Here is a 15186-nt window from a genome sequence, read left to right on the forward strand (position 1 = left end):
TTAACTCTTTTTAACACTGTTTTTGATTGATAATGAAGAACTTGGCTTTTTTTTGACCGTTGTTGCCGAACCAGTCTGTTGTTTTCTCGGGTCAACATAACCTTCGTCGCGGTCTTCCGGGATGTTGCGCATATCCAAATCCTGCACCAAATTCCATTTGCCGTTTTTAAGCTGATAACCATCGTATGTTAAATCCGGGCCGTAAAAACTGCGGTCAACTTTCACTTTCGGATCGGGCGGCGCCAAATGATCAAACACAATCAACTGCCTGTCGGGTACGTAGCGCAACAGCATCGAAGCCTGGCGGCTGTATTCAAAAACAATCCGCTTTTTATTTTTCTCGTCGGCAAAAACCGGCAGGCCAAAAACCGGCATACTGTTTTTATAGGATAAAATTTCGATTACTTTTTTGGTGCTTTTAACCGTGTTGCCTTTCCAGCCTAGCAAAACGTAATAGGGTTTTTCATTTCCGGCCTTGATGATTTTGTAATACTGCGCGCCATACCACTTTTGCGGCGTTAGAACAGAATCTTCGGGGCTGGGAAGAAAAGGCGTATAATCCGTCAGCGGGTACAGTTTCAGTTCATCTTTCGTATTCATTTGGATGGAACCGTAATACCGGAAACTGCCGTCTTCGTTCATCACATGCCAGGAAAAAATACGGAATTGGTTATCGGGCGAATACAACAACGATACTGTTTTTACCGAGTCAAATTTGTACTTGTACGAACCCGGGATTTTTAAAGCCGCAACCAAAGTGCGGATAAAATGATAATTGGCATTTTTGCGTTCCAGGTCGTTTTCGTTATTTACCAAAGTAAAGCCCAAAGTTTTTAAGCTGTCTTCGTAACTTTTTATTTTGTTTTGGTTTGCAATTTCGGTTTGTCCAAAAGTTTTGAATTGGATCAAAGTAAAGGCCATCAAAACGAAAAGTTTTTTTTGCAAGTGTACAAATTGTATCCAAGTTTGTAAACGACAATTCCAATTGTTCATTTTAATTAATTAAAATTTTACCGTCAAGATTTGTTTAAATCTTGTCCAAATATTTCGTATGCTTCTTTTACCACCTAAAAATCATTGCCTTATTTCGGTTTCAGAAACAATACAATAATGGATACAGAATTTATAGGCATAAAAGAAGTATTAACATTTTTCTTATACAAATTAAAAAACAGGCTCTGAATATAAACGAAAGTTTTCTTGATAACGTGTAGCTTGTAAATTTTCTCAACCCAAACTTTATTCATTTTTAAATCCAATTTAGATCCAAAACTAAACAGCCATACTGTTTTTATGCCACTAAAATTAGTGTGCCGCCGCTGCTCTTCTGCGTCGCCTTAAAGTTATCAAATGTGTTCCCAAAAAAACCAAAAGCAGGGGCAAAGTTTGGGGCTGTAGATTTTTTTCAAAAGCAATATCCATTGTTCCCGAAAAAAAATGTGGTTGAACAGTTGCAATTTGCTTTTGCTGATCATCCAACCAAAAATATTTCCGCTTCCAGAATGAAGGGCGCGAAAACGTAAATTTGCTTCCGTTTGCCAAATGCAATTCCGCGTTCCTGCCGAACCATTTCATTCTTAATTCCCCAACGGCTAAACTGTTTTCATCGGTTATAGAAATCGTGCGGCTAAAGAATTTTTGCTGAAAAACCCAGGAAGCCGATGCTGTTTTTACCACTGCTTTTTTGGTGAAAAAGTAAGGGTAAACCAGCTCGCCGTAAGTTGCTTTTCCGTCTGTCAGTTCAAATTTGGCGCGAAACCAACCGGTTCTGATGATTTTTAAATTGAATGCCGAAGCAGGAAACGGGCTGTACATACGCTTTTGATTTCACTAAATATAACAAGGAAAACCCATAAAACAGAAACTTATCTTAAATTTGATGGGTAATGATTTTTGATGGCTATACTTAACTCTTCCCGACAGAAAGCATTGATGCGGAAATTTGCCATGAACATCAAGTTTTTGATGATGTTCACCGCCGTAATTGTGATCATTTTTACGCTGCCCAAACAGGCCAAGTTTCGGTTTGAATATGGCAAAGGCCGGATTTGGAACCAGAAAGACCTGATCTCGCCCTACAACTTTGCCATCCTGAAAACCAATGTCGAACTGGATGCCGACCGGGAAGCCGCTTTGCGAAGTATCAGCCCGATCTATGGATACAATCCAAACATTGAAAAGCAGGAACTGGAAAATTTCCGGAACGATTTCGAGATCAAATGGCACAACGCGGCATTGAACGAAAAACAAAAAGAAGCTTATTTAAAATTAGGAACAGCACTGCTTAGCAACGTTTATCAAAAAGGCGTGCTGGCTTTGAACAAAAGGTTCCAGCATTCGGGCGAAAATTACGACGTAACTATTTTAAACAACAAGATTGCCCAGACTAAAAACACGGCCGAAATTTTTACCCGCGAAAGGGCGTTGAATTACTGCGACCAGGTGCTGGGCCAGCGCCACGACCTGGACAAGTCGTTTTTGATCGGTTTGCTGCAAGACCACATCCAATACAATTTAAGTTATGATAACCCGCTGACCTTGCAGTTGGAAAACGAAACGCTGGATGGGCTTTCGCAAACGCGCGGCATGGTGCAAAAAGGCGAACTGATTGTGGCCAAAGGTTCTGTTATCAACCAGGATGTTTACCAGAAATTAGAATCGTTTAAAAAAGCTTTTGAAGATAACGTTCATATCAGCGGCGACAAAAGAATGGTTTTGCTGGGACAGTTTTTGCTGGTTTTCTTGGTCATAACCCTGCTGCTGTTTTTTTTATACCTTTTTCGCCGCGACATTTATAACGATAACCGCTTGGTCGGGCTGATTTTGCTGGTGATCACCTCGATGCTGGTAACGCTTTCCTGGGCCATCCGTTTCCAAATCCCAAATTTATACTACATCCCGTATTGCATTGTGCCGATCATCATCCGCATTTTGTTTGATACACGGTTGGCGCTCAACATCCATTTGCTGGTGGTTTTGGTGGCCGGTTTTTTTGTGCCCAACAGTTTTGAGTTTGCTTTTTATGAATTGACGGCCGGCATGGTTGCCATTTATAGTATTAAAAATTTGATCCGCAGAGAACAATTTTTGATCTCGGCCTTGCTGATTGCAGGCTGTTATTTGGTTTCTTTTCTGGGGATTTCGTTTATCCGCGAAGGAAGTTTCAGTTCGATTGACTGGAACGATTTCCTGCCTTTTGTGGTGAGTGTTTTGCTAACGCTGCTGGCTTATCCTTTGATTTATGCTTTCGAAAAAGTGTTTGGCATCACTTCGGATATTACGCTGATCGAACTGACCAATACCAATTCGCCCGTGCTTCGGGACTTGGCTTTTAAAGCACCTGGCACTTTTCAACATTCTTTGCAAGTTGCCAACCTGGCCGAAACCGCCATTTACACCATCGGCGGAAACGCGTTGTTGGTGAGGGCAGGGGCTTTGTACCACGATATTGGCAAGGTAGAAAACCCGCAATATTTTATCGAAAACCAAAACCAGGGCTTCAACCCGCACGATAAACTTTCGTATGAAGAAAGCGCGCGGGTCATCATCCGCCATGTGCAAAAAGGCGTGGAGCTGGCGCGAAAAAAAAACCTGCCCGAAATCATTGTTGATTTTATCCGCACGCACCACGGCAACACGCGGGTGGACTATTTTTACCAGTCTTTTTTAAAAAACTTCCCTGAAAAACTGGTAGACGAAAATATTTTTAAATATCCCGGCCCAATCCCTTTTTCCAAAGAAACCGGTGTTTTAATGCTCGCCGATTCGGTGGAAGCCGCTTCACGTGCCTTAAAAGAACCCAACTTTAAATCCATTAACGATTTGGTTGACAAGTTGGTAAACTACAAATTAGACCAGGGGCAATTGAAAAACAGCAACATCACTTTAAAAGAAATTGAGACCGTAAAAGATATTTTTAAAAAGATGCTGATGAGCATTTACCACGTGCGGATTGATTATTGATAATATTTTTTGACGGGAAAAGTGAATTGCTATATTTGCAGCCTCAAAAAAGCGTTGCTGCAAAAGCAAAAAGGTGAGGTGCCTGAGAGGCCGAAAGGATCAGTTTGCTAAACTGACGTACGGGAAACTGTACCGAGGGTTCGAATCCCTCCCTCACCGCAATCTATTAAAAACCTGTCGTAGCCTTTAAATCTAAGATTTAGAGGCTTTTTTTATAATCAAATTTTTTAGTGTAGGTTTTTGAAATTGAACTTGTTTAAAATTTTTTTTCCGGCCTCTTTTTGGCTGATGCTTCTTTTACCCTATAAAAATTGGTGCTTATCAGCCTTAACAAATCAAATCAAAACCAGGCAATACCAATTTTTATAGGGTAAAAGAAGCATGGCGTAAAGCACAAAAGAATAAGTTTAAACAAGTCCATTGATTAGCGCGACAAATTTTTATCAAATCCTTTTATTTTTAAAACCGATACCGATACTTCTTTTATGCCACTAAATTTAGGGTGGTAAAAGAAGCATTGGTATCATTTTCTTTTTTTAGAGGTTTGCCCCACAATTGATTTAGCTTCGATACCTTTAAAAAAATAATCCCGGTCTATGCGTTCCATCATTTGTTTCATCCTGCTCATCTTTTCCGGCCAGTTTGGGTTTGCACAACAAAAAGATTTAACGGAAGTAAGAAGGGTTCCGGCCATCGGTATCCAAATTCCGGATGCGGACGAAAAAGAACTGGAAACCGGGCTGCAAGAATTTGCAAAAGAAGTCAACCAATTAAAATTAAAGCAGGACAAGTTTACGGTTAATCTTTTGCCCGATGTGCTAATTTATTACAAAGCGGTTGATTATGCCCTAAAATACCACGAGTTTTTTCATTTAGAAGAAGTTGCCTCCGCCAAAAAACTATTGCAAACAGGCCGGCAGCGTGCAGCAGATTTATTGGAAGGAAAAGCGCCCTGGACAACGCAAAAAGGGGAAGTTGTACGTGGTTATGTTTCTAAAATTGATGGCTCGGTGCAGCCTTACGGATTGAGCATCCCGGAAAATGATGGCCTAAAAGAAGCAAAATACAACTTGTCGTTTTGGTTTCACGGCCGCGGCGAATACTTGTCAGAATTTAATTTTATAGCGAACGGAAAAGGATTTTTCCCGGCCATGCCCGCCATGAAAAACACCATTATGCTGTACCCTTACGGCAGGTATTGCAATGGTTTTAAATTTGCCGGGGAAGTGGACGCGCAGGAAGCATTGGCGGCTGTAAAAAAGCAATATCCGATCAACGAAAACGGGATTTTTGACCGTGGGTTTTCGATGGGCGGCGCGGCAGTTTGGCATTTTGCCGTTCATTTTCCTGATTTATGGCTTGCCGCAAACCCCGGGGCCGGTTTTGCAGAAACAACCAAATTTTTGCTGCTGGACAAAGAAACCATCCACCCAAACTGGTACGAAAAAAAGCTGTTGCATTTGTACGATTGTACCGATTATGCAAGCAATTTGTCTAACCTGCCGATCATTGCTTACAACGGGGATAAAGACCTCCAAAAACAGGCGGCCGACGTGATGGAAAAGGCAATGAAGCAGGAGGGGATCAGCCTCGTTCGGGTTGTTGGGCCAAATACCGGCCATGCTTATCATCCGGCTTCAGCCAAAATTGTAGATAGTTTGCTGGAAACAGAAGCGGAAAAAGGAAAACGGCCAGCACCAAAAGAACTTCATTTCACAACTTATACGCTGAAATACAACAGGATGTACTGGCTCAATTTGGATGCCTTAAAAGAGCATTGGGAAAAAGCCCGCGTTGATGGCACCATCTCCAACCAAACCATCACCCTAAAAACCACCAATGTTTTGGCACTGAGTTTTGAGTCCGAAGTTTTGTCAACGGTAATCAACTTAAAAAAACCAATTGTCATTCATATTGATGGCACAACGGTTACTTTAAAGCAGCCATCCAAAGCCTCGGTTTTAAGTTTTTATTTAGAAAACAAAAACTGGGTTCAAGGCAATCCACCATCAAAACTGGTTAAAAAACACGATTTGCAAGGGCCAATTGACGATGCTTTTATGTCGGCTTTTATTGTGGTGAAACCAACCGGAAAAAGCAAAAATGAACTGTTTGACAAATGGTCGAAGGCAGAACTGGAACGCTTTTTAATTTTGTGGAGAAGGCAGTTCCGCGGGGATGCAATCGTGAAAAACGATGTTGATATTACTGCGGCCGATCTGTCTTCAAACCTAATTGTTTTTGGGGACGAAGAAAGCAACCAGGTTATTGCAAAGATCAAAAATAAGCTTCCGATAAAATGGGATCCGGAAAAGATACAGGTTGGCGGTAATGCTTATCCTTCTAAAGACCACGCTTTGATCCTGATCTGCCCAAACCCCTTGAACACGCAAAAATATGTGGTTTTGAACAGCGGATTTACTTTTCGCGAAGAATCCTTTTTAAACAATGCCAAACAAATCCCGATGTTACCAGACTGGGCAATTATTGATTTGAACACGCCTCCCGGCCCAATCTATCCCGGAAAAGTAAGCGAAGCCGGTTTTTTTGGGGAAGACTGGAAATGGAAAAGCAAAGGATCGAAATAGCAACTTTTATTATTCATTACATCATTTATTACAGCTATTTATCAAGGACACACCCCTGACCCCTCTCGAGAGGGGAAGCATGGCTTGCTACCTTTCTAAAGATTGGAAAGGCGACGTTTGCAGATTCCCCTCTTGAGAGGGGCAAGGGGTGTGTCCTTTATTTTTTATGTTATAAAAGAAGCATACGGAATTAAGTTTAAACAAATTCTTTAGCTGGTTTTTATGGTAACAGTAAAATTACCCGTAAAAAGCAATCAATGTTGCAACGGTTAGGTTTAATTACAAAAATATTTTAAATTTTTGTATCAAAACCTAATGCTTTCAAAATGAAATATATTTTACTCTTTGCTACTGTTTTTATCCTAAGTTTTTCGGCGCGTGCCCAAAACGCTGCTGGCGGAAAAGGTAGGATCAGCGGCAAAATTACCGATGCAACTACCAAAGCACCGGTAGATTATGCAACCGTTACCATTTTTAAACAAGGCACCACAACGGTTGTCAACGGCGCGACTTCTGATCCCAAAGGAAATTTCGTGATTGATAATTTACCTTTTGGCGAATACCAGGTTACGGTTGATTTTATCGGCTATACCCGTTTTAGTTTGGAGCATGTCGTCCTCGGCAGTACAAAAACAAGCGTGGTGTTGAATAATATTGCCATTGCTTCGGCTACCAAGCAATTAAAAGGCGTTGAAATTGTAGGCAGGGCAAGTACCGTTGAAAACAGGATTGACAAAATGGTTTACAATCCCGGCAACGATTTGACGGCACAAGGCGGCGTGGCAACAGATGTTTTGAAAAAAGTGCCGATGGTTACAGTAGATATTGACGGAAATGTGGAGTTGCAGGGCAATGCCAATGTGCGCTTTTTGATCAACGGAAAACCTTCGAGTATTTTTGGCGCCAGTCTGGCCGATGCCTTGCAATCTATTCCGGCCAGCCAGATTAAAAGCATCGAGGTGATTACCAGCCCCGGTGCAAAATACGACGCGTCCGGAACCGGTGGTATCATCAATATTATCCTGAAAGACAGTAAGGTACAAGGCTTTAACGGAACGGTAAATACTTCTATCGGCACACGTTTAGAAAACGGTTCGCTGAACTTAAATGCACGCAAAGGCAACTTTGGCGTAAGTGCTTTTTTCAGCGGCAATGCGCAATTGTACACCACAACAAACAGCATCAACGATAAACAATCCTACAGTAATACCAGGGACACGACCATTCACCTGGCCCAAAACGGCAGCAACCGTTTTACCAGAAGCGGCTACCAATCGGGTTTAAGTTTTAACTGGAGCATCACGCCGAAAGACGACTTTACGGCTTCGGTCGGCTTTAACCATTTTGGAAACCACAGCTACGGTTTAACCACGGCCGATGAACAGCACCAGCTTTCTACGGGAAACGTGTTTCAGGATGTTTACTTTTTGCGTAATGCCACCAACCGTTTTAACGCCAATGCCACAGATTATAACCTGAGCTATAAAAAAACTTTTAAAAGAGAAAACCAGGAGCTGGACGTTTTGTACACGGCCAGTTCGAGCAAAAATACCAGCGATTTTACACAAAACCAATTTTATCCAAACGGTATTTATATGCCAACCGGTACAATAGGCAACAACCCGGGCAAGGATAACCAAAGCAATATTTCTGTTGATTATGTGCAGCCGGTAAGCAAAAATTTCTCTTTTGAAACCGGCGTCAAAGGTGTGTTCGAGACATTGAACAGCAGCACCATTACCGATACTTTGGTGGCCGACGGCAGCTACGTCCAAAACCCAAATCAAACGTATGCTTTTAACTATACCCGCAATATTTACGCGGCTTATTTGTCGTTGAAATTTTCGGTGTTTAATAATTTTATTGATGGCCAAACGGGCCTGCGCTACGAGCGGACCAATACCAAGGCCGATTTTCCCGGTGCCAATATTCCGGGTTATAATACTTTTGCGCCTTCTTATGTGTTTTCCCACAAAATTAATGAGACCCAAACCATCAAAGCCAGCTTTACCTACCGCATCCAAAGGCCGGACTATGGCGCGCTGAACCCTTTTTTCAACATCAGCGACCCGCGCAACATCAGTACCGGAAACCCAAATTTGAAACCCGAAATAGGCCACAACTACGAGCTGGGCTACAACAAATCTTTTGAAAAAGGAGGAAATATCTATGTTGCCGCTTTTTACCGCTACAATACGGATGACATCCAATCTTACACCACTTATTATCCTGTACTCAATATCAATGGCACTGATTATCCGAACGTTTCTTTAACGCAGCGTTACAATATCGGTTCAGAAACCACAACTGGTGTCAATTTTTTTGGTTCTGCGCCTGTTACCAGCAAATTAAGCTTGCGCACCAATATGTTTATCGGCGAGCGGGTAAACAAAAACCCGGGCAACCCAACGGTAACCGGCGTGGCTTACCGCATCAATTTGAACGGAACGTATCAATTTGGACATGACTTAACGGCCGAGGTTTTTGGTAATTACAACTCGTCCCAACGGACGATACAAGGCACGCGGCCGGCTTTTGCATTTTATAACCTGGCTGTACGGAAGCAGTTATGGAACAAAAAAGCAAGCATTGGTTTAACGGCTGCCAACCCTTTTAACCAATATTTCAGCCAGAAAACAACCACTACCGGCGCAAATTTTGATCAGTACAACATCCGTCAGGTCCCGTTCCGTTCTTTCGGCATCAGCCTGAGCTACAAATTTGGCAAGCTTGAGTTTAAAAAGAAAGACGAAAATGAAAACGACCAGAACGGACAGCAGGGCGAACCGGAAAAATAAGCTGGCAAACGCTCTGGCAAACTTTTCTTGAATTATGGATGATGCTTCTTTTATCGGCATAAAATCAATACTAATTTTAGGTTGATAAAAGAAGCATCGCTTTAAACCGTAAACCTCAACACTAATTTTATGTCGGTAAAAGAAGCATTACTTTAAACCGTAAACCATAACACCAATTTTAGGCCGGTAAAAGAAGCATCGCTTTAAACCGTAAACCATAACACTAATTTTAGGCTGGTAAAAGAAGCATTGCTTTTAAACCGTAAACCATAACACTAATTTTAGGCCGATAAAAGAAGCATCGTTTTTAAACCGTAAACCTCGACACCAATTTTAGGCCGGTAAAAGAAGCATTGCTGTTTCAGCTTTTTGCGCCATCCCAAACTTTACAATTTTAAAATTGTTTATCTACAATTCTCTAAATTGTTTATAAACCAGTTATTTATGAAAGCAGCAGTTTTTCACAAACCCGGCGATATCAGTTACGATACCGTGGACGACCCTAAAATTGAAGATGCCGGTGATGTTATTTTAAAAGTTACCTCTACCGCCATTTGCGGTTCCGACCTGCATATTTTAGATGGCGGAATCCCTCAACTTAAAGATATGATTGTTGGGCATGAATTTATGGGCATTGTAGAAGAAGTTGGCCCATCGGTAAAAAACCTTAAAAAAGGCGACCGCGTGGTTGTTCCTTTCCCCATTGCCTGCGGGCATTGCTTTTTCTGTTCGCATGGCGCTTCTCCGCATTGCGAAAACTCAAATTACGAACATTACGGCCCTGACAGCGATTTGCTTGACGAAAAAGGCGGCGCGCTTTTTGGCTATACCGATCTGTACGGCGGCTACTCTGGCGGGCAGGCCGAATATGTGCGTGTGCCTTATGCCGATATCAGTCCGCGCAAAGTCCCCGAAAACATGACGGACGACCAGGTGCTGTTTTTAACGGATATTTTTCCAACAGGCTGGTCTGCGATTGATTGGGCACAATTAAAAGGAGGCGAAACAGTTGCTATATTTGGCTCGGGCCCGGTTGGTTTAATGGCACAAAAAGCAGCCTGGATAAACGGTGCAGGCCGCGTAATCGCCATTGACCCATTAGAATACCGCTTAAAAAAAGCACGCGAAGTAAACAAAGTGGAAACCTTAAACCCGCACGAAGTGGACGTGGTGGAAGCCATCAGGCAAATGACGGGCGGCCGCGGTGCGGATGTTTGTGTAGATGCCGTAGGTTTTGAAGCCGAACGCTCTTTTATGGATAAAGTAAAGGCAACGGTCAATTTTGAAAAAGGCACGGTAAAAGTAATGGAGCTTTGTTTCCGTGCAGTGCGCCGCGCCGGTACGGTTACCGTTGTTGGTGTTTACGGCACGCCCTATGATAATTTCCCCGTTGGGCGCATGTTTGATAAAGGCATTACCATCAAACAAGGGCAGGCACCGGTTTTAAATTATATAGACCATTTGATCGAACTGGTAAAAACCGAAAAAGTAGTTTTAGACGATATTATCTCGCACACTTTGCCGCTAAGCGAAGTGGCACATGGTTACGACATTTTTAAAAACAAAGAAGACGATTGCGTAAAAGTGGTTTTAAAACCATAACAATTTTTTTGACCGACATTCAAAATCCGTTAAAAACCCCTGGTTAAATAATTGATCCGGGGGTTTTTTGTTGGGTAAAAGAAGTATGGCCTGAAGTTTAATTTAGGGCCTGTTTAAACTTCTATCCTAAAAATTTATAATGCTTCTTTTATGCCTGTAAATTTTGTTTTTGAATGCTGTTTCGATACAAAAAGCACAATGGGACAATGATTTTTATGCGGTAAAAGAAGCATGGAAAATATATGGAACAAATTTAAAAACAAACGCTTATTTTTTTAAAATCAAAACCGTTATTGATTAATCCTACATTTGTTTTATATTCATGCTAATTATCCAACTCGATCCCTTTTTGCAGCCTTGGTTGAATTATTTAAATTGGCAGCTTTTTTGATTCTTTGCCCCTGATTTGATTTTCCATAAAGCTAACATTGGCTTAAATTAATAAACCAAATATGTCATTAACGACAAGTCCTGCTTCTTTACTGTTTACCTTGGCAGAACACGACCAACGTATTTTTTTTGCTATTAACCCGGAAAGAAACAGTTTTATCTATGTTAACCCTGCTTTCAAAACTTTTTTTAAAACCGATGCTGAGGATTTGTCCCCTTATGCAATTTACAACCTGGTAAACCCGGAAGACAGCGAATACCTGAAAGAAAGCTATTTTGCCTTACAACCTGGTACTTTTAAAAATAATATAGAGTTTAGGATACAATTGCCGCATCAGGAAGAGCGCGTGCTGCGTTTGGGCCTGCTTTTGCAACCGCAGGAAAACGAAGGCAACCTATTGCTGGGGTACATGGAAGACATATCTGATTTTAAAGCTTATAATGATAAGTTGAATGAGTTTTCCAATAAAAAAAACTCGATATTAAATATCTTGTCGCATGATTTGGCCGGCCCATTAGGTTCTATACAAAACCTTTCGGCATTGATCAACAGAAAAACCAAGGCAATTGAAGACCCGGAAGTAAAAAAATGGCTTTCGCTGATCGAAGAGATCAGTAAAAAAAGTGTGCTGATGATCCAGGAGTTTGTTAAAAAAGAATTCATCGAATCGGTAGGGGTTGCGCTGTTTAAAAAAAGGGCCAACTTGACACAGATTTTTAAAAGCATGGCCGAAGAATATCAGCAAAAACAAGAAGAACTGAGCCAAACATTTATATTTAACACGGTAAACAAACCAATTTTTGTAGAGATTGATGAAAGCAAATTTTCCCAGGCAATCAATAACCTGATTTCTAATTCCATTAAATTTACGCCCAACGGCGGCACTATCACCTTAAGTTTGGAAGACAGGGGAACAACTGTGCGCATTATTGTTGCCGACAATGGCATTGGCATCCCCAAAAAATTCCATGCAAGTTTGTTTGATAAATTTAACAACGCCAGCCGGGTCGGGTTAAAAGGCGAACCTTCCGTTGGCTTAGGCATGTCAATCATCAAAACCATTATTGAATGGCACGATGGCAAAATCTGGTTTGAAAGCGAAGAAAATAAAGGCACTACTTTTTATGTGGAAATAGCTAAAGTTTGAGTTTAGCCACAAACAAACAGCAAATTAAAAAACCCTGAACCGATAAAAGTTCAGGGTTTTTTATGTCATAAAAGAAGCATTGCTGCATTTTTACTAATTGTTATGTTCGAGTCAGTTAACATGATAAAAATTACAATTGTTAAAAAGGGTTAAATCTGATTGTCATTGATTTTATTCTTTTAGCTTTATTAAATGGATAAAAGAAAGACACTCTTGTTTTATGTACTATTTATCTCTTTTGCAAATAATTCGAAAGGGAAACTTGTTAAAACCCAACAAGGAATAATATACAAGCAAGGTTCAAGTATCAGGTTAGGCAGTGTCAAAGTTTTCAACAAACAAAGCAAGCAAACTGTTAAATCTAATTTGTACGGCTTACTCAATATTGTAGCTGGTATTGGAGACAGTCTTGAAATATCAAGTGCAGGGTTTCAAACCATCAATTCAATTGTTACTGATTTTTCAACCCAAGTTTTGTACTTAACGCCCTTGATCGAATTGCCGGAAGTTGTGGTCAAAGAAAATTCATTAATGGCTGATTTACAGGAAGTAAAAAAAGGATACAGGGACAAAGGTGTTTTTTATACCGGTACTCCGCACTATTATTATTTGTTTTTGAAACCCATGACGTTTATCTATGAAAACTTTAAAAGCGAAGTGATCAACGCACGAAAGTTTAAAAAATATGCCAAACGCGAAGTTGATAGTTATGAAATTTCTACCAGGTTTAATGATGATTTAATTAAAAGTAATGTCCCGATAAAAGATGCTGATTTGTTCAATTTTAAATTAAAATACCAACCTTCCCTTTCACAAATCAATACTTGGAACGATTATGACCTTATCAATTATATCAAACAATGTTATAAAGATTTTGAAGAGAAAGGCAAAACAACAACACATTAAATTTATTTCCTCTTTGTATATTACAAATCTAATTTGTAAAAATATTATTGGTAATTGTATTTTCTTTTTAGAAACTTAGAAAAAAGTTGTTTAAACTTTTTGTTCAGGTATTTATCTTTATGTTTTTTTAAATATAGAAGCGAAACACACCCCTAACCCCTCTCGAGAGGGGAAATATGGCGCCTACCTTTTTAACGATAGAAAGGTAGCAAACTGTGCTTCCCCTCTCGAGAGGGGTTAGGGGTGTGTCCTTTATCAAACTGAACAAATAATAAGATGATGGCAGTTAAAAGTTTAAACAACTTCAAACAAAAAACCCTGAACCATCAAAAGTTCAGGGTTTTTTGTGTGATAAAAGAAGTATTTAATCTTCTTTTGGTTCCTGTTGTTTTTTCATCATATCGGCAACCAAATGGTCGGGCATAATGTTGCTCATGCCTACCATGGCTTTGTTTTTAAAGCCCGAAATTACCATGTCTTCTCCAGCCATTAAAGCTTCGTAACCATCTTTCGCTACTTCTGCCGGGTTGGATCCGCTTTGTTCCATCATTTTAGAATCCTCCATTTGGGCTTTGTTAAAGAAATCGGTGTCTGTTTTGCCAGGCAATAAAGCGGTTAAAGTTACGCCGGTGTCTTTACATTCAGACCGTACCGCTTCGGTAAAAGATTGTACAAAAGCTTTTGTGCCGTGATAAACCGCCTGATACGGGCCGGGCGTTTTTCCTGCGATGGAAGAAAGGTTTAAAATCTTTCCTTCTTTGCGGGCCAGCATCTCAGGCAAAAAGCATTTGACCAAACTGATGGTTGCGCCAATATTCAGTTGGATAATGTCCAGTTCGCGGTTGATGTCGGTCTCGGCAAACAAACCGTATTGGCCTTGTCCGGCATCGTTTACCAAAACATCAATCTGGATGCCTTTTGCTTTTATTTCATCGTAAACTTCAAACGGTGCTTCGTGTTTAAACAAATCTTTCACAATGGCTTCTACTTCAACGCCGTATTGCTGTTTCAGTTCGGTTGCTTTTTGGTTGAGCAAATCTGGTTCCAAAGCAACCAAAACCAAATTGTATTTGTCTTGCGCAAACAATTTGGCCAATTCATAACCTATTCCGCTGGAAGCACCGGTGATCAGTGCATATTTTTGATTGGTTGACATAACGTTTTTATTTTAATGTTGATACTGTTTTTATCGGTTAAAAATTAGGATTCGGTAACCGGCATTTCTTCCGGTTCGGTCAGCAGGCTGGCGGCAACGCTGGTTGCGCCCATCAGCAAAAATGCGTTGCGCGCTTTTTTGTTTTTTGAAAAGCCGAAAACCCAGGGGGCGGCCATGGAAAATGCGCCAAGCGACAAATCCAAAAGCAGGTGCGTTTTAAAAGGAATTACCTTGAATAATCCCCATTCTGCACGGGTTAATAATGAAGTCAACAATACTGTTCCGCCTTGTATCCTGCATAGCAGTGTGGCTGTGTCTTCGTCTTCAAAACCAAAAACTTCCGGTGCCGCCGCAATCAGCGGGATGTAAGTATAATCAGCAAAGCCATGTTGCTTTCTTGAAATTAATTTTTCCATAGTTTTTATTATTAGTTAAATAAATAACTTATCAACTTGAAGATGGTTTTCCTGTTTCGTTATTTTTTATGCAAGAAGAAGAAATAGCTTGACTGCCCAAGTGCTTCTTTTACAGGCCAAAAATCTGCTTCGCCTAAACTTATTTAAAATCATAATAAATACTCACTTGGTAAAACAACATGGCGCAACAACTATTTTATAGGGATAAAAGAAGCATCA

General features: G+C 40.6%; 10 protein-coding genes and 1 tRNA gene. 7 read left to right on the plus strand and 4 right to left on the minus strand.

Going from position 1 to position 15186, the window contains the following annotated elements:
* Positions 1-921: a hypothetical protein gene (locus V5804_RS00720; protein WP_369589455.1), complete on the minus strand. Its 921-nt coding sequence runs from the start codon at positions 919-921 to the stop codon at positions 1-3.
* A gap of 384 nt (positions 922-1305) precedes the next feature.
* Complete coding sequence (locus V5804_RS00725) at positions 1306-1815, minus strand: hypothetical protein (RefSeq protein WP_369589456.1); 510 nt, start codon at positions 1813-1815, stop codon at positions 1306-1308.
* Positions 1816-1896: 81 nt separating this feature from the next.
* On the opposite strand from V5804_RS00725, the gene V5804_RS00730 reads away from it, so the two are divergent.
* The 7 genes from V5804_RS00730 to V5804_RS00760 all read left to right on the plus strand — a co-directional run bounded on the left by V5804_RS00730 (position 1897) and on the right by V5804_RS00760 (position 13395).
* On the plus strand, positions 1897-3963 hold the full coding sequence (locus V5804_RS00730) for an HD family phosphohydrolase (RefSeq protein ID WP_369589457.1): 2067 nt from the start codon (positions 1897-1899) through the stop codon (positions 3961-3963).
* Positions 3964-4035: 72 nt separating this feature from the next.
* Positions 4036-4122 (plus strand) — tRNA-Ser (locus tag V5804_RS00735).
* A gap of 437 nt (positions 4123-4559) precedes the next feature.
* Positions 4560-6551 carry a prolyl oligopeptidase family serine peptidase gene (locus tag V5804_RS00740; RefSeq protein ID WP_369589458.1) on the plus strand — a complete coding sequence of 664 codons (1992 nt, stop codon included), beginning with the start codon at positions 4560-4562 and terminating at the stop codon, positions 6549-6551.
* A gap of 326 nt (positions 6552-6877) precedes the next feature.
* Positions 6878-9349, plus strand: coding sequence for a TonB-dependent receptor (locus V5804_RS00745; protein WP_369589459.1), 2472 nt, complete (start codon positions 6878-6880; stop codon positions 9347-9349).
* A gap of 444 nt (positions 9350-9793) precedes the next feature.
* Positions 9794-10951, plus strand: a complete 1158-nt coding sequence (locus V5804_RS00750) for a zinc-dependent alcohol dehydrogenase (protein ID WP_369589460.1) — start codon at positions 9794-9796, stop codon at positions 10949-10951.
* A 452-nt stretch (positions 10952-11403) separates the two neighbouring features.
* Entirely contained in the window at positions 11404-12489 is a 1086-nt protein-coding gene (locus tag V5804_RS00755; RefSeq protein ID WP_369589461.1) for an ATP-binding protein, read from the plus strand.
* A 366-nt stretch (positions 12490-12855) separates the two neighbouring features.
* Entirely contained in the window at positions 12856-13395 is a 540-nt protein-coding gene (locus V5804_RS00760; protein WP_369589462.1) for a hypothetical protein, read from the plus strand.
* A gap of 364 nt (positions 13396-13759) precedes the next feature.
* Here V5804_RS00760 and V5804_RS00765 read toward each other — a convergent pair whose 3' ends face one another.
* Positions 13760-14551, minus strand: coding sequence for an SDR family NAD(P)-dependent oxidoreductase (locus V5804_RS00765; RefSeq protein ID WP_369589463.1), 792 nt, complete (start codon positions 14549-14551; stop codon positions 13760-13762).
* Between the two features lie 44 nt (positions 14552-14595).
* Positions 14596-14967: an SPW repeat protein gene (locus V5804_RS00770; protein ID WP_369589464.1), complete on the minus strand. Its 372-nt coding sequence runs from the start codon at positions 14965-14967 to the stop codon at positions 14596-14598.
* Positions 14968-15186 lie beyond the last annotated feature (219 nt).

It is taken from the genome of Mucilaginibacter sp. (assembly GCF_041088075.1).
In the GTDB taxonomy this organism is placed as follows: domain Bacteria; phylum Bacteroidota; class Bacteroidia; order Sphingobacteriales; family Sphingobacteriaceae; genus Mucilaginibacter_A.

Bases quoted from the DNA above. Each gene is read 5' to 3' on its own strand.
- V5804_RS00745 (WP_369589459.1), top strand. From the start codon at position 6,878: ATGAAATATATTTTACTCTTTGCTACTGTTTTTATCCTAAGTTTTTCG.
- V5804_RS00730 (WP_369589457.1), top strand. From the start codon at position 1,897: ATGGCTATACTTAACTCTTCCCGACAGAAAGCATTGATGCGGAAATTT.
- V5804_RS00765 (WP_369589463.1), bottom strand. From the start codon at position 14,551: ATGTCAACCAATCAAAAATATGCACTGATCACCGGTGCTTCCAGCGGA.
- V5804_RS00750 (WP_369589460.1), top strand. From the start codon at position 9,794: ATGAAAGCAGCAGTTTTTCACAAACCCGGCGATATCAGTTACGATACC.
- V5804_RS00720 (WP_369589455.1), bottom strand. From the start codon at position 921: ATGGCCTTTACTTTGATCCAATTCAAAACTTTTGGACAAACCGAAATT.
- V5804_RS00725 (WP_369589456.1), bottom strand. From the start codon at position 1,815: ATGTACAGCCCGTTTCCTGCTTCGGCATTCAATTTAAAAATCATCAGA.
- V5804_RS00770 (WP_369589464.1), bottom strand. From the start codon at position 14,967: ATGGAAAAATTAATTTCAAGAAAGCAACATGGCTTTGCTGATTATACT.
- V5804_RS00740 (WP_369589458.1), top strand. From the start codon at position 4,560: ATGCGTTCCATCATTTGTTTCATCCTGCTCATCTTTTCCGGCCAGTTT.
- V5804_RS00755 (WP_369589461.1), top strand. From the start codon at position 11,404: ATGTCATTAACGACAAGTCCTGCTTCTTTACTGTTTACCTTGGCAGAA.